This window comes from Bradyrhizobium algeriense, from assembly GCF_036924595.1.
Taxonomy (GTDB): domain Bacteria; phylum Pseudomonadota; class Alphaproteobacteria; order Rhizobiales; family Xanthobacteraceae; genus Bradyrhizobium; species Bradyrhizobium algeriense.
Map to the genome: position 1 here is coordinate 5,642,808 of NZ_JAZHRV010000001.1, position 22,788 is coordinate 5,665,595.

Genomic DNA, 22,788 nt, shown 5'->3' on the forward strand with positions numbered 1-22,788 from the left:
GAAGGAGCGAAATCGAAGGCTGCTACAATCGAACGCGTCGCTAGTCGGCCATCGGCTACATCAGCCCGATCGATGGAGCTAAAAGCAGCTTTACCCTGTCCATTTTTTCGGGGGAGGATCATGGTTGCCCTTGACAGGTGGCGGGTGAGCCAGTCGACAGCTTACCAGAAATAGCAACCACGCCAATGCGTAGAGCACGGCTCCGACGAAGGGCAACCGCGTTGTAAGAAGAACCGGTAGAAGCAATCCCCCCAAGGTTGCGCCCAAAGCCGAGGCTAGATAAACTATCGAGCTAGACAGCGCTATGACTACGCTCTTGCCTTCTGGTTCGACGGCGATAAGCCTACTCTGCTGTGGGGCCCAAGTTGCCCATGCACAAAACGACCAGATAAACATAGAAGCCCCGGCCGCTGGTACAGCTTCCATCGTCCATGGCAGGAGCGCCTGGTTCAAGCATGCTATACCAAGGCAGGTGGCAATAGGTCGCTCAGGACCAAATCGATCAGCCAACCGTCCACCAAGCTGACTCCCGGCAAGTGCTCCAAGTCCGAAAACGGACAGAAGGCTGGCAATTGCTACCGTACCGTAGCCATAGTGGGCCAGGAACGACGCCACGTAGGTGTAGACGATGGACGACGCGGTGGACCACAGCAGACCCGGTCCCAATATAAGCAAAACACGTCGGCGGCCGAGCGGCGCCAAGCGGGCAAGCAAGCTGGGTTGCGGCTCCGCCTCGACCTGAGAAGGCGACGGTTGTCCCCAGGCGAGTGCGCCCGCTGCTACGATGGAGAGAGTTGCAACGAGCCAAAACGTTGCATGCCAGCCAAAAGTTTGTCCGACCACAACCCCGAGCGGTACACCCGCTACGAAGGAAGAAGTTAGTCCAAGTGCCACCGCGGACAATGCGGCCCCTTTCCGACCAGGGGCCGCCGCAGCGGTTGCGAGTGCATAGGCTGTTGGTGTGTAGAGCGCGGCAGCCACTGCAACCGCCACCCGTGCGGCCAGTAGGGCGATATAGGTAGATGACAACGCACAAAGTACATTGGCCGCCGCGAAGCCAAGTAACGCACCAAATACCAACCGATCTCGCCGCATCCGCGCAGTGGCTGCAGCGAGAACCGGTGAGCCAAGTGCGTAGGTCAGTGCGTAGGCCGATACCACTTGGCCGGCCGCCTCCAGACTGATGTTAAGATCGGATGCGATGTTCGGCAGGATGCCTGCAACCACAAATACGTCAGTACCTATTGCGAATGTTCCAAAAGCCAGCAGCCAGATACGTCGATCAAGAGTGGAAGCAACGACACTTACGTCATCACTCATCCCGATTCTTACGAGGCTTATCAAGCTGCCAAGTAAGATGCGAGCGTACCGATGGCCATTCATGCATAACTATGCTATAAATACAGCTATCCCGCATTGTGCCATCTTTTGCTCGTTGGTGGGAACGGAGAACTCCGTCGAGTTTTGCTCCGAGCCGCTCTATTGCTTGGCGACTTTGATGATTCAGGAAATGCGTGCGAAACTCCACGGCAACGCAGCCAATTTCATCAAATGCATGCGCTAGCAGAATAAGTTTTGCTTCTGTGTTTAGCCCAGTTCTTTGGGTGCTAAGTGAATACCATGTATATCCAATCTCGACACGTGGGCCTGTTGGATCCAGATTCGCATAAGTCGTCATTCCGACAATACGACCACTTGGCTCATGCATAACGGTAAATGGCAGCATTGCGCCGGCTGCCTGAAGTCCAAGCCGACGATTGATCTCTGCTTCCATGTCCTCGGGCGCAGGCGCACTCGTGTACCAAAGGCGCCATAGCGCACCGTCACGAACAGCCTCAACTAAACCTTCGCGGTGGTCCTGTGACAACGGCACGAGCCGTACGTTGCGTCCTACCAGCGTAGTTGGCTTGATCCACTCATTGCGGCCTGCCGTCATCATTTGCTCCTTTTTTCGTGCAGGAGAGAAGACTAGTGAATGCTAGTTTCTTGCCTCTTCCTCCAGTAACGTCGCGACAAAGCTCTCGTCTCGCTGTCGACTGGGGCTCATTGACAACGACTGGGTTGTGCAAAATGAACCTGATCACCGAACTGCAAACACTCTCTCCGCGATATTCTCGATGTGGTTTAGGATGATCTCTATACTACTGCTACATTGTGCCTGGGTTCCCGGCGCGCTCGAGAGCCCAAGGCGGAAGAACCTCGGAAGTCCTGTAGTGGAGCCATAGCTGACCAGCATACAATCATTGCTCTCGATCATTTCGTTGCGAACCTTGTCTGGAATCTCGTCAACTACATTCCAATCCGCGGTTCCATGCTCCAAATCCATGACACGTACAGGCAACATCGCCCGAGGAACGTACCAAAAGCAAACTGTCGAGAATGAGCATTTATAGAGTATGAATCCACTTCCTTTGCTTTCGCGAAGCTGGATTTCAGAGCGGAAGCCCTCAGCCCAGGCTACGCAGTCATCTATCCGCCTCGACAAGCCTGCATCGCCCAGTGCCTCACGCATTAGCCAGAGCTTCAAGGCATCTCCGCGGCGGCCACATTGCAGGGTCATCCTGCTAAGGTCTGGCTCCGCATTCCGATTGCCTGTGGAATTTTGATATAGATAAGGCGCATCCAAAGACATCGCACGTTGCAAGAGCCCTGGATGACGAGCGTGCACCAGGAACGCCACGCACTGGATCGGAGCGCCAAGCATTTTGTGCGCACTGAAAGTTAGTGAATCCGCTTGGTCCAAACCGTTGAGTAAGTGCTCGTGTCGAGGCGAGAACGCTGCGGCGCCCCCCCAAGCTGCATCCACGTGCAGCCACAGACCGTATCTGCGCACGACTTCGGAAATTGGAACTAATTGATCAAAGGCGCACAGAACAGTCGTACCCGCAGTAGCGCACACGCAAAAGGGGGTTTCACCGTGCGCGACGGACTCGATTATGGCTGCTTCGAGGAGATCAACTCGCATACGGCCATCCGTATCAGTGGGTACTTTGCGCATGTTTGAACGCCCAATACCCAGAGCCATCGCGGCTTTCTCGATTGAGTAGTGCGCACCCTCGCCGCAGAAGGCGACAAGCTGTTTACCGTTAACGGGCAACCCATCCTCTCGAAGGGCCGGGTTGAATTTGTGAAGCGCAACATAGAGGGCATGCAGGTTACCGAGACTCCCGCCGGGCACAAACGCGCCTTCTGCGTAACCTGCTCCACCCACTGCGCCAAACCCGAACACGTCCGACAAATATTCCACCGTGACCTTCTCAATCACAGTCAGGGCAGGCGAGAGCTGGAAAACGTGAACGTTATTATTTAACGCTGCGACGATTACCTCCGCTCCGATACCATACAGGTCAGCGCGGCTGTAAATCTGACTTACAAAGTGTGGATGTGCGGTTCGGGGACTCCAATCCATAATCTGGCGACATATATCAAGCATCTCTTCGCAAGAAGGGCGAACATCACTGAGCCCGGCCTTGTCAGACCTCTCTCGGTACAGGACGGAGTGGATTTCTTTTACAGTCGCTGTCTCCGCACGAATCGGAATTTGTGGATTGTTGCGATCCTGGAGATGTCCGAGCACGAGGTTCAGAGAACCTCTAAGGAACATCAACCCTGGAACTTCGGGGTTTTGGTGCTGAACAAGGTTGATACCTGGTGACATCAGTTCCTTCTCAATCAGCACGTCACACCAAAGCGTCCCGCCATCCTTTGAAGATCGGCCCAAACAGGCAGTGGCAGCGACACGCCATTTAAATGCGCAACTCTGCGCATATTTGTCTCGACTTCCCCCGGCACCAGAACTCCCGCATTTACATCAGCGGGTCGGGTCTCATGTACATAATCGACAAAGTCGCTCAGCGAACGACTGAGGGCCTCGCCCTCTCCAAACCGCGTAGGATCGATGTAGATGCCAAGCATCCCACTCCAAAGGCGCCCTTCCTTTGGATTGACACCGGTAGTGCCGGATCCCGTCAGTAACCCAGCTAACACTTCGCACATGAAGGCAAGGCCGGAGCCCTTGTGCTCGCCGAAGGCACGGATGGCGCCTGTACCACGCCGTGGATGTGGAAGCTGGCCGTCTGGCGTATCGCCATAGAGCACCGAAGGGTCACCGCTGACCGATCCGTCTGGCATTATGAGCGCATCATCCGGAACTGGCTTGCCGCCTCTTGCCGCCATCAGCACCTTGCCCTCGGCCACGGTGGATGTCGCAAAGTCAACTACGACGGGATCCAGCCCGACACGTGGAATGCCAATCGAGAAAGGTGCGGTGGAAAACCGTCGCTGTGTGCCTCCAAATGGAGCCACCAGCACATGTCCGTTGACGTTTGCAAAATGTATTGAACAAAGCTCTGCTACGGCCGCCCGTTCGGCCCAGTCGCCGAGCCTGCCAAGATGGCCGGACCTCTTCACTCCGATTACGGCCACCCCTAATTTACGGGCCTTCTCAATACCAACATCGACAGCGAAGGGTGCCACCGTCTGACCGAAGCCCTGATGTCCATCGACAACTGCGATTGCGCCTGCATCGACTTCAATTGTTGGGACTTGGTTGGGCTTCAGCTTGCCCTCGCCCATCCAGTCAAGATACCGCATTACACGCACTACGCCGTGGCTGTGATGTCCAGCGCAACTTGCGTCTACAAGACCCTCACTCACAGCCCGCGCCTCGTCCGGCGCGCAACCGGCGGCCTTAAAAATTTGAAAAACAAGGCGGAGGAGGCGATCAACCTCTACCACAACGGAATCTGACGGCCGGCGGGGGTCGCAAGTGTCCACTAGTCCCCCCCTTGGCTATATTCTACCGGGACCGTTCCGATTTGGGCTGGCGAGCATACCTCGAACATTGAAAAGTCGTCGGAATGCTTGATAGCTCGATGTCGGAGGCCTGGCGGCTGGAGAACGCAAGATCCCATCCGCAACGTTGTAAAGCCGACATCCTCATATTCGAACGTAATCCAGCCTGAGAGAATATACAGAAGGTGGAATTCGAGTTCGTGATAATGCCAACCGTCGTCCCTTTTACTTCCTGGAACAGCGCGTTGAACGAACGCCTCGTATTTACCTTGCGTCGCATCCTTGACACCGAAGTGACGATATTCAAAGCAAGAGCGCAGTCCCCCTGAAACAAAGGGCGATGCATCCGCGTGACTGACAACATGCGCCTGCCCGTCAAACAGTTTCTCACCAACTATCATGGCTGCTTCCTTCTCGTGTGAGCAATTCGGTCTACTCCGGCAACGTCTACCGCGATGAAGTGCGATATTCACCTAGTGGCGGTTCTTGCCTGGATATTTCGGTAGTAGTCGCAGGAGATCTTCCTTGCAGGCGTTACATTCCGGTATGGGGTAGACAATCCTCTTGAGGAGGATGTTGCCATATGATCAATATTTCCGAGGCGGACGCTGATTGCGTGCTTGTCGGTCTCAATTTTGGTGCCCTGCCGAAGGATCTCCCGCGCGGCAATCTCGCATAGGCGAACATTGCTTGTGGGCGAGATGCCTTTTTCCAGGTCCAGTTCATATGGAGTGTCCTCCATACCGCTGCGCAGGATGTCCACGCCGCTGTCCGGTTGTGCTGCCCAGGCTGCGAGACGCCTCAATGCGCACGCCTTCTGACCTCGGAAACGGCCGACATCAAGTTCTTGCACATGTTGGGCGGCGTGCTGCGGTAGAACTGCAGCACCGACTGAGATCGTTATAGTGCGGTGCTTCTCGCCCGTGACCAAGTCACGCTCAAGGCTCCTTGCAGCGTCAACAACACCCTTGAACTCCTCATACGTCTCGGGAAACCGCAACCGCGGTGAGAAACCAAACAGGATCGTGATATTCAGGCGTCCGTTGCCCCCAAGCCTTATCTCCGGCCGCTCGATAGCCATTCTTGTCATCGCAAGACTACGGTCAAATTGTACCCACTCGACTTCGTGCAGCAAATTTTGGATATTTCGCGCATTTATCGCGCGGGAATAAACCTCGATCTGCGCAGCTGGAGAGGACGAACCATAGTTGCCGCCGTTGGCAGTGGAATTTGTTTCCAACGCCGCTTTCTCCACATGTGTCGATGGATAATAGGCATGGATGTTAGCTAGAAACTCGGCGCTTTTTGCATATTCTGAATCAATCTTGCGGCCAAGCTTGCGCTCTAGTTGGCAAATGACTTGTAATTCGATGGCCGCCTGGGTTGTTACGAAGTGGGCTCCCCCGTACTGGAGAGGTAGCTCTGCCTGACTAACCCTTTCCCACTCGCCCCGGTTTGCGATGTTGTGTAAAACCTCAGCTCCATTACGGCTGGCACCAAAGCTAATCAGCATATCGGGGCACATGAGGCGGACTAAGTTACTGATACGAGAATAGACTGAATTGCGAGTGGTTTGCTCTCGTGTCTCAAAATTGCGAGCGTGATAATGGAAATAGCGGCATCCAGCGAAGTAGAGCGAGCATGCTTCTTGGGTAAGATCGTTCTCGCTAACAGGGATGTCATCGCCTCGACAAATACGATCGAATATCGGATCCCCAGTTTGGAGATGGTTGTGTGGCGTAAACTTAGCTCCGGTTACCGCAGTTCCCAATATTATTGACATTGATCCTCCGCACTGGACGACGATGGAGAAGGGGCAGCCGATTCCGGCGACGCTGATGCCGGGCGCCAGCGTTTCTGCCATTGCGCGGCAGCCCGGGATGCACCCGAGCCAGCTGCGTGGCTGGGCGGGAGGCAAAAGAGCAGCGCGAGGACGAACAGACCCATCAACGCGGCGTAACCACTGGCCGCGGCGAAGGCGCGGCCATAGGCTTCCGCGTCGGCGGCGCCGGCCGCACGGGCATGGATGAGCACCGTCGTAAACAGGATGCCGACCAGAGCTACGCCGAAGGTGCCCCCCACTTGCTGTGTGGTACTGAGCATACCCGATGCCGATCCGATGTTGCCATGAGGGATATCGGCGAGAATGGTGTTGAAAAGCGGCGTCACAAGCAGACCCCGGCCAAATCCGAGCAGCAGCAGACCAGGAATAAGCGCCTCTGCTTGCATTGGCGCCCCAAGCAGCGCCGTACCGGCGGCGGTGCCACTACCGATCACGACAAGGGCCGCACCGGCCGCGAGCACTTCTCTCCGCTTCTCGGCTGCTGCTCGCCCGGCGATTATCGAGCCAATCATAAAGGCGGCGGGTACAACGGAAAGAATCACAGCAGCGGCCAACGGCGATCGACCAAGCCCATCTTGCACCAAGAAGACGTAGGCAAGAAAGAAGGAACTATGGGTAGAATAGTAGACGAGTGCTAATACGACACCAATTGTGAAAGATGGATTTCGGAACAAGTTAGTCTGCAGCAGCGGCGAGTCCTGCCGAGACGACTTGCCATGTTGGTGCCAAGCGAAAGCGGCCAGGATCGGGACAGCAACGCCAAGCATGGCCAACGACCAGACCGGCCACCCGGTGTCCGGCCCTTCGACCAACGGGTAGAGCAAAAGTCCGAGGCCGATAGAGCTCAAGACAACTCCGGTGACATCTAGCCGCTGGCCGGTCGACACTGCATCCACCGGGATTAGCCAGAGCGCTGCCAGGATCGCCAGCAGACCTATCGGGATGTTCACAAGGAAGATCGGTCGCCAAGCCAACCCCCAAAAGTCGGCGCTGACCAAGATGCCACCCAGCACCAGGCCCACCCCGGCAGCCAGTCCTAATATCATCCCAAGCGCAGCAAAGGCTTTGGCACGTGTGCCAGCCTCTGTGAACGCAATGTTGATCAGTGCCAGCGCCTGCGGGAATAACACCGCCGCGGTGAGACCTTGCAGCAATCGGGCCAAGATAAGTGTCATTGTGGTCGGTGCCAGGCCGCAAAGTGCCGACGTGACGGTGAAGCCGGCGAGCCCAAGAATAAACATTCTCCGCCGACCGAACAGGTCACCTACCCGGCCGCCTGTAATCAGCATCACGGCATAGGCCAAGCCATAACCGGCGACCACCAGTTGGGCTTCACCAAAGGTCGCCCCGAACTCCCGTCGAATATCGGGTATGGCGACATTCACAATCATCATGTCCATCACGGTCATGAAGGGGCCAACCAACACCACGGAAAGGTTAAGCCACAACCGAGCCTGATTCGCCGGAGCGGTGGAGACGGTCAGTTTTCCCATATGGAGCTCCGACAGGGCGTGATGTTTGGCAACCTGTACAGCAACAATTGCGATGGGCTGTGCCCGACAACTACATAGGTATGCGGCAACGACGACATTTACTTGTTCTCGCTATGACTCGCGCTATGCGCCTGCATCCAGCCTATAGGCTTAAGGGGGCGCAAGGATAACCAAACCCATTAATCCAGTGTAGCCGCTGACCTCTGCGAAGGTACGGGCATAGGAGCAGGCTTCCCCGGCATGGATTAAGCACCGTCGCAAACAGGATGCAGATCAGAGCGACACTGAAGGCGCCTTCTACTGACCGCATGTCCGATGCCGGTCCGAATGTCAGCGAGCATGATGTTGAAAAGCGGCACCACAAGCAGACCGTGCCAAGCCCAAACAGCAGTAGCCCCGGGATAAAGCGCTTCTGCCTGCATCGGCCGTAGCCATCTGCTGTACCCGTCACGATACCTTTAAAAAGACCAAGTACGCACCGCATGCTTGGGAGGTGATTGAGTGCCGCCGCAAAGTGCATCTCGGATGTGGCCGGCTTGGCCAAACACGTATCGACACCGCCGGCAAGCCATGCACGCACGAGAAGTTCTGCCCCATTCATCGAAGACCATCCATGCGATCAGGAAACCTACATACCAATCGCTACGCCGACGACTTGGCCGTTTCAGTCAATGATCCTCCGGGAAAATAGGACGGCCTGCGCTAACACTCTTGGATAACGTTTGCAGTATTTGGTAGAAAATTAACTTGGCCCTTGCCGGAGACCAGCGTTATCGAAGTGGCACACCGGCATGACGTGCATCCCAATGCTGACGGTTTGGCGGCGGCAGCCCGAACGGGTGCTTTGGGCGCCGGGCAGGCGCCCCGGCAGGAGGACGAGGTGCACTTTGCGGCGGTTGTATTACGCCTGACGCGACAGGCGGCACGAGCATCCCGTGCAGCATCTGAAGGCCTTCAGCGGCATCCTGCAGGCCGATGCCTACAACGGCTACAACGAGTTGTACGATCTCTCGCGCGCGGAGCGGCCGATCACGTCGGCGTTGTGTTGGGCCCGTGCCAGGCGGCAGTTCTTCGAACTGGCGGGCATCGCCGCCAATGCAAGGCGAGGCAAGAATGCGGGAGCGATCTCGCCGATCGCGCTGGAGGCGGTCGGGCGTATTGACGTCCTGTTCGAGATCGAGCGCGGCATCAACGGCGTTGCTGCTGCTGAGCTGACGCGCATCCGTAAGGAGCAAAGCGCGACGCTACTGGAGGCTCTGGAAGCCTGCGCGAGCAGCATGGCCGCCTATCGCGCTCGGCCTCGGTCGCCGAGCCGATCGACTATATGCTCAAGCGTTGGGACCGGTTCGCCCGCTTCATCGACGATGGCCGGATTTGCGTGACCAACAACGCAGCCGAACGAGCCCTGCGCGGCTTTGGGCCGCAAGTCCTGGCTGTTCGCCGGATCAGATCGCGGTGCCGAGCGTGCTGCCGTCATGGCGACCTTAATCATGACCGCCAAACTCAGATGTCGACCCGCAAGCCTGGCCGAAGCGGCGTGAGCCAAAGAGGACACATGAGATTGAGCGGTTTTTCCGCAGCAGAAAAATCGGCCATGACCGCCGCCTGCCAGCTCCTGATCGACGACTTCCTGAAGCCCCCGCTTCCAGCCCCACCATCCGGCCGACGCAGTTCAACTATCCCGTCGACATCCTCGGCAAGTGGCACGGCACCAAGTATCGCTTCATTCAACGCTACCGCTCCGGTTTCCCGGAGAATCTCGGCGAAGAGTTTGACGCGCCCTTCGCCCGTCTCGACTGGGTCAGCCGCAACCGCTTCGACCTCCAGTGGCATCGCCACACCGGAGAACGGTTCTGCCTGAATCGCGGCCTTACCCTCGCCTAAGCGATTGACACGCTAACGACCGAAGGATTGTTCCATCCCTTTTGAACATCGCAAGTTCAATTGCCCCGCGGTACTCGCCTGATGGTTACGCTTTATGCTTGGCGCGGTTCAGCACATGAACAATCACTTGCGGTTACGGACCCAGTGTGGATATGCAACGTTGTATTCGCCATCGCGGATCAGCGAAAGGCGCAGCGTTCGCTCCCGAAACTCGCAGGGTGGTCGACCGCAATCCCAAAAATGATTACAAAATGCCAAACGCGGTTCAAGGTCTCCAATATGCGCGGAAGCTTCTTGCGTAAGACAATCTAAAGGAAACGTGTTATCCGGAGACCTCGTTATGGACGATCGTACCAAGTTGTTCGCGCTCCACCAGCACGAGCTGAAACTGCTGCCCACGCCGGAAGATGTTCTATTCTACAAAGAACATGGCTACTACGTTTCCGGCACCGTCCTCTCGGAGCAAGAGATCGATCATCTCCTCGAGGCTGCGAACGCCTACTATGCGGGTCATCGAGATCGGCGCCTTCCGTTCGTTCCCGCCGGGGCCACCTACTGGACGCCCGAAAGCAAAACGAAACTTCGACAAAGCAACTACATCACTTATGAATCGAATGTGATGCGCTCTATTCTGCTGAAGCCGCTGATTGGTGCCATCGCTGCCCGACTTGCTGAGACACGAGAAACACGATTGTTCATCGATGTTCTTCGCTATAAGGCGCAAGGCCAAGCGAAGGAAACGACAATCGGCTGGCATATTGATCGGCACTATTGGCAGATGTTCACGTCCGATGCCATGCTTACAGCCTTCATCCCATTGCATGACTGTTTCGAGGAAGACGGAACGATTATCATGATCGATGGAAGCAACAACTGGCGTGAAGCGGCGCGCGCCGACGACACCACGGCCCTCCATTTCGCTCAGCGCGATGTTGATGATCTAGAGCGCCGCCTGCACAGCGAAGCCGCGGCCAACAACGCTGTTGTCAGGAAGGTTCCTATACGGCTCAAGAAGGGACAGATTAGCTTTCATAACAGCCTCACCTATCACGGCAGCCTTCCTACACAGAATAGCCGGCCGCGACAGACGATCTCGTTACACTTCCAGGATGCAACGAACCAATATCGGCGTCACGTCTTGGAATCGGGCAAGCTGGCAGGTCACCACACTGCCCAATTGTGCGCCAAGCAGCCGAACGGCGATCCAGACTATCAGGATCCGGAATTCTTTCCAGTCTTGTGGCGCGAATAGGCCACTCATTCCCTCCGTGTCGATGCCGGTTGATGGAGCTTGGGAGATGGAGGGGAAAACACTGGGCGTGGTTGGCACCGGTCTCATTGGCGCATCGATTCTACGGGCGGTCGAAACAAGATCTCTGGGATGGACCACCATTGCCTTCGATACAGACGAACAAGCTCTCGCAGTTGTCCGGGAGAATGGCTGGGCCAGCCGCATATGCACTCAGATCGACGAAATGGCTTCGGCCGACCTCATTGTGGTTTGCGCCCCCCCACGTGATGTCGCCCGGATTGTCGTCGGGCTTGCGGGCGTTATCTCGACCGATTCAATCATCACAGATGTGGCCTCTACGAAAGGTCAAATAGTTGCTGACGTCTTTAGTGTCGTTCGGCAAGATTTTCCGTTTATTCCGGGTCACCCGATGGCGGGATCCGAGAGGTCGGGGCCTGGCAGCAGCAACGCCCTGCTGTTTGAGGGGCGGCCCTGCCTCCTGACGCCAGCGCCTTCAGCTCCCCAAAGAGCTATTGCGGCGGCTTCCTCGTTTTGGCGAAGCATTGGGGCGGAGACACACCTGATTTCCGCCACAGCTCACGACCGGATAGTCGGTCTCACCTCCCACCTGCCGCATCTGCTCGTTTTTGCACTTAGTGAGGTCGTCGGCGCGGAAGTCGGACTATCAACTGCCCTGACTCCCTTCGTCGGCAAAGGGTTGGTCGATACCATTCGGATCGGACACGCTCATCCGGTTATGTGGAAAGACATTTTTCGAGACAACAAGGAGGAACTTCTTAAATGGCTTGGCAGATTTGAAGAAGTCCTTGGTGACTGGCGCCAGCTGATTCTGGCGGAAGATCCTGACGGTTTAATGAGCGCCATACGAATTGCGAAGGACAGAGCCGGCGTTATCGTTGAATCTCAGAAAAACGTCGGCGTCGGTTCGGCGTCGTCGCATAGGTTCGACGTCATGTCGCCCAATAGCTCTACCCTCGTGCCGGCAAGTACGCCCCCGTAAAGCCAGGACCGGCTCCCCTGCGTCTCGCACCAGGGCACAGTTTGAACGCAGTCGCCTCTGAGTTTTTCCCAATCCGTTAGCGAGAATAAGTCGATGCCGGGAGATGATGGTGGAGGTAGCAGGGAACGAAGCGGTCTGACCGCCTATCTTATCCTCATCAGCGTACTTGGGATGGTGCCGATCGATATCTTCCTTCCGGCTGTGCCAGCAATGGCCGATGCCTTTGGCCTCCCGGCGGCCAGAATACAGGAAGTGTTTCCCGCCTATTTCATCGGTGTTGCGGTGGCACAGTTTTGTTGTGGACCTCTTTCGGATCACTATGGACGACGTCCAGTGCTGGTTGGGGCGCTCATCTTAATGTCGGTAGGAGCGCTGATCGCTGCGGTAGCGCCGACATTTTCGATGATGCTGCTGGGTCGGTTTGTTCAAGGAGTTGGCTGTGGTGTCGCGATCGTTCTCTGGAGGTCCATTGCCTTCGATTTGCTGGACGAGCCGGCAGCGTTTCGAATGATCGCGACTGTGCTTCCCGCGATTGTCGTATCGCCGGCAATCGCGCCGGTTCTTGGTGGCTTTCTACTGGTGAGTTTCGGTTGGCGGAGCATCTTCGGTGTACTCGCGGCTATTTCAGTTGGCGCTCTCTTTGTCACGCTGTTGACTTTTGATGAAAGCCTCCAGCACAAAGTGCGGGAACATATTCTCGCGAAAGTTCGATCATCATACCAAAGGCTCGCCCTCTCGCCATCCTTCTGGCGGCTGATCTGGCTGGTCTGCACGGCCTACTCGGCTTACTTTCTCTATATCGCACAATCTCCATTGCTGTTTACGGCGCTCGGCTTCCGACCCGAGGTCTTCTCATTGTTCTACATTCCCGTAGCGGCAGGCTTCTTCGCAGGAAGCCGGCTTGCGAGGAACCTGCGCGAAAGCCGATCATCGGAATATCTACTGATACTCGGCACTTGCTTGTTTGCAGCAGGCGGAACGATCATTGTCTTGTTTTGCGTGGCCAGGGCCACGCAGACAGCTGCAACTCTCATATTCGGATTCTGCCTCGTTGTGATTGGGAACGGAATTACCCTGGCGATCGGCTCCGCCAAGATCATGGCAGAATTTCGCAGCATCGCGGGGACGGCCTCAGCGACAATCGGCTTGCTGCAAGCGTTAAGCACCATGGTACTTACGGTTGTTTTGTCACGGATGAACGAAGCGTCAGAGCCGTTCTGGAGCATGGCGACAATGTTCGGCCTCTGCATTTTGAGCATTGTGGCCGCCTGCCACTCGGCGGTTAATTGCGGGCCAGTTAAAGTGGAAAAAGTAGAAGCGGAGTCCTAGTCCCTTCGTAAACCATTGTCGGGCGGCAGCTGCGGATTTGGCCGATCGATTTCTTCGAGCACGTAGCGGAGCTTGTTCCGATGTAATCGCCACCGCGCCACCCTGCCGCCGATGGCCACGTGAGGCGGCTCGTTCCAGCTCCTTGGCGTACTGCTTTGCGCGTCGGCATGATGTCCGCGCTAACTTGGTTTGTCTTTGGCGGCTGACCCGGAGGCCTACCTGTTCGGCCGGTTCGCCGGCCATCCGGATCAATGCGCGCCTGCCCTGGAACCGGAAGCCCGCCGGCTGATCGCACCGATCGCCGTTGCCGCCAAACTTGTCCCGCAGTTCGCCCTCATATGTGCTCACGACTTCCCATCATTCCACGCGAGAGCGTCTTGCGACAGGCGGGAGACCAGACGCTTCGAACAAAAATGGGGAAGACGACATTAGCTCGGGTAACCCGTCGCAATCGATCGCGTCCGCCAAGCCTCGACGTCACGCCGGACGCTCTCCAATTTGGTCTCGACGCGTTCGATCGCGTCAGCCCCCAGCACCAACCTGAGGGGAGGTTCGGCCGAAAGAGTTGCATCTACGATCACACGAGCGGCGGCTACCAGATCACCGCGCTGCTGGCCGTTGCGCTGCGCCGCGACGGTACGTGTGCGTCCCACAGTTGCCGCGTAGTGGTCGATCGTGAGCCGAGCCCGGCGCATTGAGCCGTCGGTCAGGAAACCGGTGCGGAAAGCTCCCGGCCGATGTGGGCGAATACATTGACCCGGAATACGGCCTCAACTTCTTCATCGGCCGCTTCCTCAACCGCGCCCAGAAAACCGTAGCCGGCATTGTTGACGAGGACATCCAAACCGCCAAAATGCGCTCTTGCGCGCTCGACGGCGCTATTCGTGCTCGAGAGCGGGACCACGAACAGCTGATCAGGACCGCGCGCTACCCCTTTAAGTGCATCGCTCGCCATGGGATTTCGCACAGCGCCTGCGACACGGCCGCCGCGCCGCAGCACTTCCCTCGCTATCTCGAAACCGAGACCGCGTGCCGCACCGGTGATCAACCATGTTCCAACGCTAATCGTCATATGTACTTCCTATGGCAGTAACCGCTGTCGATCGACCGGATACCCGCTGTTTCAAGTTACGCCCAAATGCATAGCAAGCCTTGGACCGACCGGAATTCACGCGGAAACGAGCTGGCGTGAAGCCGACCACGGTCTTGAAGTGTCGCGTGAAGTGACTTTGATCGTTATATCCGAATTGAGCGGCGAGTTCGGCGATGGGAGTATCGCTCTCAATCAACAGGCGGCGCGCCTCAGATATGCGCCGCCAGTTCGCATATGCCATCGGCGTAATTCCGTGCATCTTCTTGAACAAGCGCACGAGATGTGGCGGGCTTACGCAAGCCATGGCCGCCAAATCGCTTAGAGTATAGTTGCCGAAAGGATTCTCCTTGAGAAATTGCAGCACGCGCTTAAGTCTTTGGTCGGTCGAATTGGCCGGCGGTATATGGCATTCTCGTCCGTACCTCTCCAGGATCATAGCGAACAGTGCTAACGTTCGCCCCTGAATGTAAAAATCGGATATTGGATGACGATACATTTCTGGCTCCTGGCAAAGCCGTAGTAACGGCTCAACTTCCGCCCACAGTTCAGTATCGTGAATGCATGTTGGTGACGACCATTGGCGCGGTAATTCATGCATCTTCCAGAGATCGGCCAACGTTTCCGGATCGAATAGCAGTGCTGCGTAATTCACCTTTCCCACGCCTTCGGACCAACCGGAAACTTCTATATTCGCAGGTCGGAAAGAAATCATTTTTGGCAACGTGTGCACCTGCAATGCCGGCCCACCATTGACACTTCGCTCGTAAGAACAGCCACCCGTCAACTCGACGAACAGCGCATGTTGGGGCGACCGAAATTGCAATTTAGATCTTTCTTTCGAAAGATAGCGTTCAATGACCTCAACCGAAATGGGCCCGCAGTCTATTCTGTGCTTCCCAATGAGCGGTGCGGCGTAATCCCGAATAGTGTGGGCCATCACTGGACGTTCCTCTTGCATGCAAATTTCGAAAGCAGAGCACCGCGCTCGACGAGGTCGGACAACATTTTGTTGAGCCGCGAGCATAGTTGGATTAGCGATACGCAGACGCCTCCTGTTGACGGTCGTCGAGACACGGCACCGATCACGTTTGCCGCTCAAGCGCAATGTGTCGACGGACGGTAAGCCCTTTCACGTGTCGGAAGATAAAAGCAACTACAGGTCACGGCAAGGGCCTTCCGGTTCAAACGGTCGCGGGCGCAAAAGCGAAGGCCTGACGGTCCCATCTCGAGCTACGGCGCGGCGAAACTTAATCACGAGATTGATGGGTCTCGTTGATACGATAGACATGTGGCTCCGTTGTTCTTGTCCTCTTCATGTCGCTGAGATCTGAAGACTCCACATCTAGGGATGCGTTGACCGGTTGGACGCTCAAGCATTTCGTAACGAACGGTCCGGCTCATATCCATTCGTAGCGTTCGTGTCGTCTGACAGACACTGTAGATGACGTTTTCCTGCCGCCGCCGGGCTTACTCCGATTTCGCGCTGATGCACTTTGTGGATGCAGGCGCCGCCAGAGCGTTTGCTGCCGCGGCTGAGCGGCGGCGTCAGCGGCGAAGAAGAGGATGATGGTCATGAGAGCCTTTAGTTTGGTCGGTGAGCGCCGAGAGAAATCGGAGCTCGTGCGGCGCCTGGTCGTGGAGCTGACAGGACGAGGTCTGCGTGTGTCCACAATCAAGCGCGTATCGGACGCCTTGGACCTCGAGCGGCCCGGCAGCGGAACCTGGAAGCATCGTGCCGCTGGGGCGGAAGAAGTGATGATCGCCAGCGCCAGCCGCTTCGCGCTGCTGCGCGAGATGCCAAAGGATACGCGGGAACCCGATTTGGGTACCCTGCTGGCGCGGATGGCGCCGGTTGATATCGTGCTGCTGGATGGGTTCCGGCGAAGCTGCTCTCCCAAGGTCGAGGTTGTCCCATCCAGGCAGAGCTTAGCGCAGTTGGCGCCGAATGACCCGATGGTACTGGCGGTTACGTCTGAGGGGCCGGTGACGGCGCCGGTGCCTTGCGTGCCGCTGTCAGACAACCGCGCTTTGGCTGACTTCGTGATGGCGCATGCGATGCCGGGCGACCCGCAACCGGAGTGACCACGCGGACTCATCACCGACGCGAACAGGCTGCCGTCAACACTGCTCACCACGGGGTCAACCGCCGTGATCGAGATCCCCCTCAGCAAGACGGGCAAGAGCGCTGCGTACCTTGCGATCGATTTCGATCCCGTCTTGGACGAGACGCGCGCGCGTCCTGTAGCTGCGCTCTCCCGGAATGCGGATTTCCTCCACGCCCATTTGACGCGGCGTCGCTTTGATCACGTTGATCCGGCGGGTCACCTCTCGCCGGTAGGCTTCGGTAGGCAGAAAGACTTCGGGTTTGAACACGATGAACATAAAGCCACTAATGTCGTCTGCGGGCCTCGTGGCCGCGGCCAGCGCACCAAGCGCATCCATGGCCAAGGCGAGACCAAAGCCCTTATAGCCTCCCTCAAGCCCGCCGAACGGCAGCAGCGTGCCTTGTAGGGCAGTATTGGCATCCGTTGTCGGCTGGCCACTTGGCCCGAGGGCAACCCCCTCCGGGATGGTCGCGCCGAGACGGCCCCTTAACTGCAGGTCGGTCCACATAAACGCTGAGGTGCCCATGTCAATGACAAGAGGATCGCTTGCGGTTGGAAAGCCAAAGGCGATGGGGTTCGTGCCTAGTGCCGCGCGCGTGCCGCCGAAAGGAGCCACGAGCGGCGGTATGGAGACCGTGTGAATCACCACGAACCCAGCTCGGGCAATCATTTCGCAATAATAGGCGCTACGCCCGGTCATCCAGGTATTGGTGAAACATATGATGGCGAGGCCATTTGCCTCCGCCCGCTCAATCGCGTCCTCGGCGGCGCGGTGGGCCACGAGCATCCCAGTATTGTTGCCGCCGTCGATCATCGCCGTAAGCTGGGTCTCCCGCGACACCGCGATGGGCCGCCGGGGTTGTCGGAATTGAGGCGCGTCGACGACGTTCAAGACCTTCGGAAGGCCCGCATATTCGTAACCGCACAGCGCGGCGTCCAGCATGTGGTCCGTCATGATACGCGCATCATCATTGTCATATCCAATGCCGCGCAGCGCCGCCTCACAGCAGTTGCGCGCTTCGGCGACTGTCAGCCGAACTCGATCTTCGATTGTCCTATTGGCCATCTCCGCGCCCCCATTGCATTCTTGATTCACTAACGCGCGATGAAGCTCGGATGAATCGTCATCGCGCTTTGCATGATCTTTTCGGAAAGCCGCTTCGCACCTTTCGGGTCCTGCTCTGGCCGATTTCGACGTACGGCGGCGGCCGCGACTCGCGCGGCATCCTCGGCTTGAATCCTCTTCCCGCCTCGAATCCACGAGATCGCGCGAGGCAACTTGGACCCTTGCAAATGTCAGATCGTAGCCGGCTCTAGCAGCGTTGCGAACCTAGTGCGCAGTTCGCGCTTGAGCACCTTCCCAGTGACTCCCACGGGGAAATCCTCCGGACGCCGCGCCACTTGCACCGCCGCCAACTGCTCAAGACCGACTTTCGACAAGTGCTCATTGAAGAGCGTGAGCAATTGGCCTTCCGTCGGGATCGTCGCGTCGCGCTGGGGACGGATGATGGCAATCGGCCTTTGCCCAAACCTATTGTGGCTCGGCACTCCTACGACAGAACAGTCGAGCACGATCGCTGCGAAATCGGCCAGCAGCATTTCCTCGATCGGCAGGCTGTAAACCGCACCGAACGGGCCATCGATAACATCTACCGTGCGATCAAGATGGTAGAAGCGACCGTCCTCGTCTCGCCGAGCTACATCCCCCGTCAACCAGTAGCCCGAGAGCCTGAACCTCTTGCTCATCTCGGGGTCGTTCCAATAGCCAGGCGTAATGGTTGGCGCCTTGAGTGCTAACAAGCCTGGCGTTCCGACAGGCTGCTCTTCGCCCGCTTCGTTGACAATGATGGCATGTTCGACCACGCCGATCGGCGACCCGATACATCGATCGTTCCGCTCAGTTTCCATGGTGAAGTACCCACCGAAGAGCGACATCCCCAATTCAGAGGAGCCGAAGCCGTCGATGAATTGCGAGCCCGGCTGCACGGCTGCCGAAGCCTCGCCGTCAGCCAGCAAGGCTGGCCTGATCAGTCCGGAGGGCCTTCGCCCCATCGTAACGAGACGACGGATATGACCGTAGTGTGCGCTGTCACCCATATTGATCCAGGTATGGACTGATGAACAGGCCTCGGTCGGCAGTGGATCAGTCGACAACTCAACGAACGTGCGAGGAAATGACAGGACCATCGTCGGCTTGAAAACCTTCATGACGGGCTCAACGACCGTACGGCGCCAGTCGGACATGGCGATCATTGGCAGTCCCATGAGCACCGCGGTCAGGAAGTAGCTCAAACCGCCCGCGTGAGTATGCGGTACCACAGACATAAGACGATCGTAGGGCTCGGCGGGCAACCGGATCAGGCGCTGCTCCTTCCCGATCCAGAACTGCTTGTGCCCGGCCATGGTTGGCTTCGGGATGCCCGTGGTCCCCGACGAGTGAACGAGTGCAACGATATCATCGTCCGCGTGAGACACGGGAAACGGTGACGGAAGCACCCTTTCTCCGCCCTGATAGGCGTGCAGCTCCGACACTGCCGAAATGAATCGAGGACGATAATTTGGATTGTTGCGGAAGGTGGCTTTGAAGGCGGTTGGGTCGTCACACACAAGCCCGACCGCGCCCACGAGTTGGAGATAGCCGCACGCCGGGGCGACTGCCATGCCATTGTTGATTAAGGCGGCGATCGCGCCCAGGGCCGAAAGCGCGAGGAACTGAAACATTGGTTCAACGCCCTCGCTCACATATATGCCGACGACGTCGCCTTTCCCGACGCCGTTGGCGTGATACCACGCCGCGTACCGGTCGCGTATCGCGACAAGGTCGTCGAGACTATAGGCCGTCAGAATCACGTGGCCATGTGCGTCGAAGCTATGCTTGAAGATCAACGGCACACTATGGTTCGGGTTGAGCCGAACGGCCCAATCCAGGAAGTTACCTGCGCCGAGGGAGCGCTCTTCTATCATCCGGCGTCGTACAGCCATAGGCGCGATCGGCGTCGGCTCAGTCGTCGTCGGACCATTCACAAATGACTCGGATGCCACTGCACACTCCATCGATTGGACGAACTTCATCAGCGAAACAAGGGTGGCATCCTTAAGTTGCCGTATTGTGTCAGAAACCGTTTAACACGAAAATGGTGGAAAGTCCACGCGGCCTTGTGGTCGCGAGCGCAGTCAACGTGAGGTCAATATTTCGATGCCCGAAAACGCGCTTCAACCACTGTACCTGATCGCAATTGAGCCACAGGACATTCACGATCAGCATCTTGTATTGACCCAACAAGTGAAGTCGGGCCGCTCATGGCTTGCCGCCACTGGGAAGCTGCCTGAATTTGTCCGACCGAGGTCATGACACCGCAGATCGCGATCTCTGAGATACGGAGCGATCTTCACTTTGCACGTGACGGCGATCAAGTTCGACCCAACGCAGCGCTTACGAGCCACACGCCGGGATAAGGTTTACAGGGCAGGCGGACAGATTGGCCGAATAGACCAGATTATTATTTGCAGATTGCCCGCGCCGGCAAAGCTGCAAAGTATCCTCTTTCGAGCTTCGCGATGCCATGATTAGCCTGCTTGACGATGACAGTGCCTCACCCCGAACCGTGGCAACTCGCATGTGGCCGCCATTGTCTATCGGGTCTAACCTGGCGACGCATGGCATAGAGAGTCAATTCCTTGTCGACACCATCAACCTCCGAATACGTGCGTGGCTCGCTGTACGGCCTTGCGACCGTGAGCATCTGGGTATCATGGATCGTGGCCGCACGGCTGGGGCTCAGGACAAGCCTCACCGCCTGGGACATCACGGCCATTCGTTGCGGCGTCTCCGGCCTGATCTTGCTGCCGTTTCTGCTTAAGGTGGGCGTTCCCGCTAGACGACTGGGAGGATTGGGGCTCGCGGCGATCGTGCTGGGCGGCGGGGCACCGATGGTGTTGGTTTCCTACGCGGGCCTACAATTCGCGCCGGCGGCCCACGCAGCATCGCTATTTACCGCCCTCATACCGCTACTTGTTGCAATCTTGGCCGCTGTCGTGCTTGGCGAGAGCTTCACCGTTGCAAAGCAGATAGGGCTTGCCTTGATCGTTATTGGTGCCTTTGTCATCGTCGGTGGCGCAGGCGGCACGATCGGATCGCCGCAGAACATTGGCCACGCCCTGTTCATCAGTGCAGCCATGTTGTGGGCCTGCTATACCGTCGCCATGCGGAAAGCGAGATTGGAAGGACTTCACGCTGCGGCTATTGCGGCGGTCGGATCATTGATAACTTTCGTACCAGCGTACGCCATCATTTCCGGGGTCAGTCTGTTCAACGCGCCCTGGCGCGACATTGCTTTGCAAGCCCTTGTTCAAGGATTTCTCACGCCCATTATCTCGTACTGGCTTTACGGACGCGCGGTCAGCATTCTTGGCGCGTCGAGCGGTTCGGCGTTTGCGGCCCTGAGCCCGGCCATGACGGCAATCGTGTCTATCCCGCTCCTCGGCGAATGGCCAGCAACGAGTGACTGGATCGCGATACTTTTGATTTCGGGCGGTGTCTACGTTGCAAGTGGAGGCTTGGCCTCGGCCCGACGAGCCGGACACTGAGCAGCTTCTCAACAGCGAGAGCATGTAAGATTGCCATAATCAACCATTCTTGCAAAAGCGACTTCACGATGATCTCTCATACTCCTTGGCGTCGATCCGGCGGTAATGCAGCAAGGCGAGAGGTGAAACCCAGCGAATGAAGGTCTGGGCTAGAAGGGGAGCCGGCGAGGAGAAGGGCAACGCGATCTTTTCAAGGGGCACACCGATCGAAGCCTTCGCCAGTTCCCGGCCTACGGCTATAGAAAGCGCCACCGCCCGGCCATTGCAACCGGCCCAGGCAAATGCGTTGGGCCCGATCGAGTGGAATCGCGGAAAGCGATCTGGAGTCATTCCGATCCGGCCGTTCCAGACAAACTCGATCTTCAGTCCGCGCGTCTGGGGCCACATCCTTTCCAGCCGGGACGAGATCAGCAGTTTCAGGCGCGACGGCCGGTCGACCGGGTTGACCACCGCGCCGCCGCTGATCAAACGGTGGTCCGCGTCGTATCTCGCGAAGTGAAGGTCCCCGCGAGTGTCTGACATTGCCAGACGGGTGGGAAGAATGGAGCGGCGGACCGTTTCGGGCAGCGGCTCGGTTGCGGCCAGCCAGGAAGTCACGGGAACGATCTCGCGTGCGACGTCCGGCAGCAGCGTTTTTGAGATGGCATCGGTGTAGGCGTTGGTCGCGACGATGAGGCTTTTCGCCCGAACTTCCCCGCGAGTTGTTGTCACGTGCCAGCAATCGGCCTCACGGTCGAGGGACAACGCCGGGGTTTGCGCATATATGCGACCGCCGGCATCTGACGTGGCTTTAGCCATCGCGCGCACGAGCGCAAGCGGATTGACGATACCGCCGCTGTTGTTGAGAAGCCCGCCGAACCACATTTCCGATCCGATTGCATGCCTCGTCTGCCCGCGGTCCAACACCTCGACCCGGGCACCCCATTTTCGCCATTGCGCGGCGCGCCGCTCGATGAGGACCATGCGGCCAGGAGTGTGCGCAGGCTGAAGCCAACCGCTCTGCTCGGCTTGGCGGTCGAGCCCGAAGGTGCTGGCTATTTCGAACAGGCCGTCGGCACAATCGCGCAACAAGGCCACGAAACGTTCACCGCTCGCCCCATAGTTACGAATGATGTCGTCAGGATCAGGTCGCGTTAGCGTCGGAATGACGAGCCCACTGTTACGGCCCGAGGCGCCTGCACCAGGTTCTTGGGCCTCTAGGATCGTCGCCTCGACGCCTTGCTGACGCAGCATCATGGCGGCAGATAACCCGGTGAATCCAGCTCCTATGATAAGCACATCAGTCTTTATTGTGCCGACCAATTGCGGGAAATCGACCCCCGCCGGCGTCACGGTCTGCCAAAGCGGCTCAGTACAGCCCTTGCCCGTGTATGGCGCGACTCCGCAGAGGCCCAGCCGCGTACGCATG

General features: G+C 57.6%; 18 protein-coding genes and 2 pseudogenes. 7 read left to right on the plus strand and 13 right to left on the minus strand.

What is annotated here, in order from left to right:
• Positions 1-90: 90 nt before the first annotated feature.
• The 8 genes and pseudogenes from V1286_RS27195 to V1286_RS27230 form a co-directional block, all read right to left on the minus strand.
• Positions 91-1,320, minus strand: coding sequence for an MFS transporter (locus V1286_RS27195; RefSeq protein ID WP_334484818.1), 1,230 nt, complete (start codon positions 1,318-1,320; stop codon positions 91-93).
• The gene (locus V1286_RS27200; protein WP_334484819.1) at positions 1,313-1,936 is read right to left on the minus strand and encodes a GNAT family N-acetyltransferase; all 624 of its coding nucleotides are present in this window, start codon (positions 1,934-1,936) and stop codon (positions 1,313-1,315) included. Before V1286_RS27200 ends, V1286_RS27195 begins: the two co-directional genes overlap by 8 nt.
• A gap of 144 nt (positions 1,937-2,080) precedes the next feature.
• Positions 2,081-3,679 (minus strand): pyridoxal phosphate-dependent decarboxylase family protein, encoded by a 1,599-nt coding sequence (locus tag V1286_RS27205; RefSeq protein ID WP_334484821.1) that lies wholly within the window; start codon positions 3,677-3,679, stop codon positions 2,081-2,083.
• Complete coding sequence (locus V1286_RS27210; protein ID WP_334484823.1) at positions 3,673-4,776, minus strand: Ldh family oxidoreductase; 1,104 nt, start codon at positions 4,774-4,776, stop codon at positions 3,673-3,675. The genes V1286_RS27205 and V1286_RS27210 overlap by 7 nt, the downstream gene beginning before the upstream one ends.
• Positions 4,776-5,195, minus strand: a complete 420-nt coding sequence (locus V1286_RS27215; RefSeq protein WP_334484825.1) for a cupin domain-containing protein — start codon at positions 5,193-5,195, stop codon at positions 4,776-4,778. Before V1286_RS27215 ends, V1286_RS27210 begins: the two co-directional genes overlap by 1 nt.
• Before the next feature lie 68 nt (positions 5,196-5,263).
• On the minus strand, positions 5,264-6,658 hold the full coding sequence (locus tag V1286_RS27220; RefSeq protein WP_334484827.1) for a 3-keto-5-aminohexanoate cleavage protein: 1,395 nt from the start codon (positions 6,656-6,658) through the stop codon (positions 5,264-5,266).
• Positions 6,568-8,130, minus strand: coding sequence for an MFS transporter (locus V1286_RS27225; protein WP_334484829.1), 1,563 nt, complete (start codon positions 8,128-8,130; stop codon positions 6,568-6,570). Before V1286_RS27225 ends, V1286_RS27220 begins: the two co-directional genes overlap by 91 nt.
• A 415-nt stretch (positions 8,131-8,545) precedes the next feature.
• Positions 8,546-8,731: pseudogene (locus V1286_RS27230) on the minus strand (acetolactate synthase large subunit); the annotation flags it as partial.
• 310 nt (positions 8,732-9,041) lie between these two features.
• On the opposite strand from V1286_RS27230, the pseudogene tnpC reads away from it, so the two are divergent.
• From tnpC to V1286_RS27250, 5 genes and pseudogenes are all read left to right on the plus strand, one after another.
• Positions 9,042-9,657: pseudogene (gene tnpC / locus V1286_RS27235) on the plus strand (IS66 family transposase); the annotation flags it as partial.
• Between the two features lie 162 nt (positions 9,658-9,819).
• Positions 9,820-10,014, plus strand: a complete 195-nt coding sequence (locus tag V1286_RS39155) for a DUF3024 domain-containing protein (protein WP_465249084.1) — start codon at positions 9,820-9,822, stop codon at positions 10,012-10,014.
• 340 nt (positions 10,015-10,354) lie between these two features.
• A complete protein-coding gene (locus tag V1286_RS27240) occupies positions 10,355-11,266 on the plus strand; it encodes a phytanoyl-CoA dioxygenase family protein (RefSeq protein ID WP_334484831.1) in 912 nt (303 codons plus the stop codon).
• 46 nt (positions 11,267-11,312) lie between these two features.
• Positions 11,313-12,266 (plus strand): prephenate dehydrogenase, encoded by a 954-nt coding sequence (locus V1286_RS27245; RefSeq protein WP_334484833.1) that lies wholly within the window; start codon positions 11,313-11,315, stop codon positions 12,264-12,266.
• Positions 12,267-12,359: 93 nt separating this feature from the next.
• Complete coding sequence (locus V1286_RS27250) at positions 12,360-13,595, plus strand: multidrug effflux MFS transporter (RefSeq protein ID WP_334484835.1); 1,236 nt, start codon at positions 12,360-12,362, stop codon at positions 13,593-13,595.
• 706 nt (positions 13,596-14,301) lie between these two features.
• Here the strand turns inward: V1286_RS27250 and V1286_RS27255 are convergent.
• Together V1286_RS27255 and V1286_RS27260 are read right to left on the minus strand one after the other, a co-directional pair.
• Positions 14,302-14,667 (minus strand): SDR family NAD(P)-dependent oxidoreductase, encoded by a 366-nt coding sequence (locus tag V1286_RS27255; RefSeq protein ID WP_334484837.1) that lies wholly within the window; start codon positions 14,665-14,667, stop codon positions 14,302-14,304.
• Complete coding sequence (locus V1286_RS27260; protein WP_334484839.1) at positions 14,657-15,646, minus strand: helix-turn-helix domain-containing protein; 990 nt, start codon at positions 15,644-15,646, stop codon at positions 14,657-14,659. Before V1286_RS27260 ends, V1286_RS27255 begins: the two co-directional genes overlap by 11 nt.
• A 614-nt stretch (positions 15,647-16,260) precedes the next feature.
• Between V1286_RS27260 and mobB the strand changes: the two genes are divergently transcribed.
• Entirely contained in the window at positions 16,261-16,770 is a 510-nt protein-coding gene (mobB, locus tag V1286_RS27265; protein ID WP_334484841.1) for a molybdopterin-guanine dinucleotide biosynthesis protein B, read from the plus strand.
• Between the two features lie 57 nt (positions 16,771-16,827).
• Here the strand turns inward: mobB and V1286_RS27270 are convergent, their stop codons facing one another.
• Positions 16,828-17,859, minus strand: coding sequence for an Ldh family oxidoreductase (locus V1286_RS27270; RefSeq protein WP_334484843.1), 1,032 nt, complete (start codon positions 17,857-17,859; stop codon positions 16,828-16,830).
• Positions 17,860-18,089: 230 nt separating this feature from the next.
• Positions 18,090-19,757, minus strand: a complete 1,668-nt coding sequence (locus tag V1286_RS27275; protein WP_334484845.1) for a class I adenylate-forming enzyme family protein — start codon at positions 19,755-19,757, stop codon at positions 18,090-18,092.
• A 714-nt stretch (positions 19,758-20,471) separates the two neighbouring features.
• Here V1286_RS27275 and V1286_RS27280 point away from each other — a divergent pair.
• Positions 20,472-21,380, plus strand: coding sequence for a DMT family transporter (locus V1286_RS27280; RefSeq protein ID WP_334484847.1), 909 nt, complete (start codon positions 20,472-20,474; stop codon positions 21,378-21,380).
• A gap of 63 nt (positions 21,381-21,443) precedes the next feature.
• Here V1286_RS27280 and V1286_RS27285 read toward each other — a convergent pair whose 3' ends face one another.
• Positions 21,444-22,787 carry an NAD(P)/FAD-dependent oxidoreductase gene (locus V1286_RS27285; RefSeq protein WP_334484849.1) on the minus strand — a complete coding sequence of 448 codons (1,344 nt, stop codon included), beginning with the start codon at positions 22,785-22,787 and terminating at the stop codon, positions 21,444-21,446.
• Position 22,788: the final 1 nt, after the last annotated feature.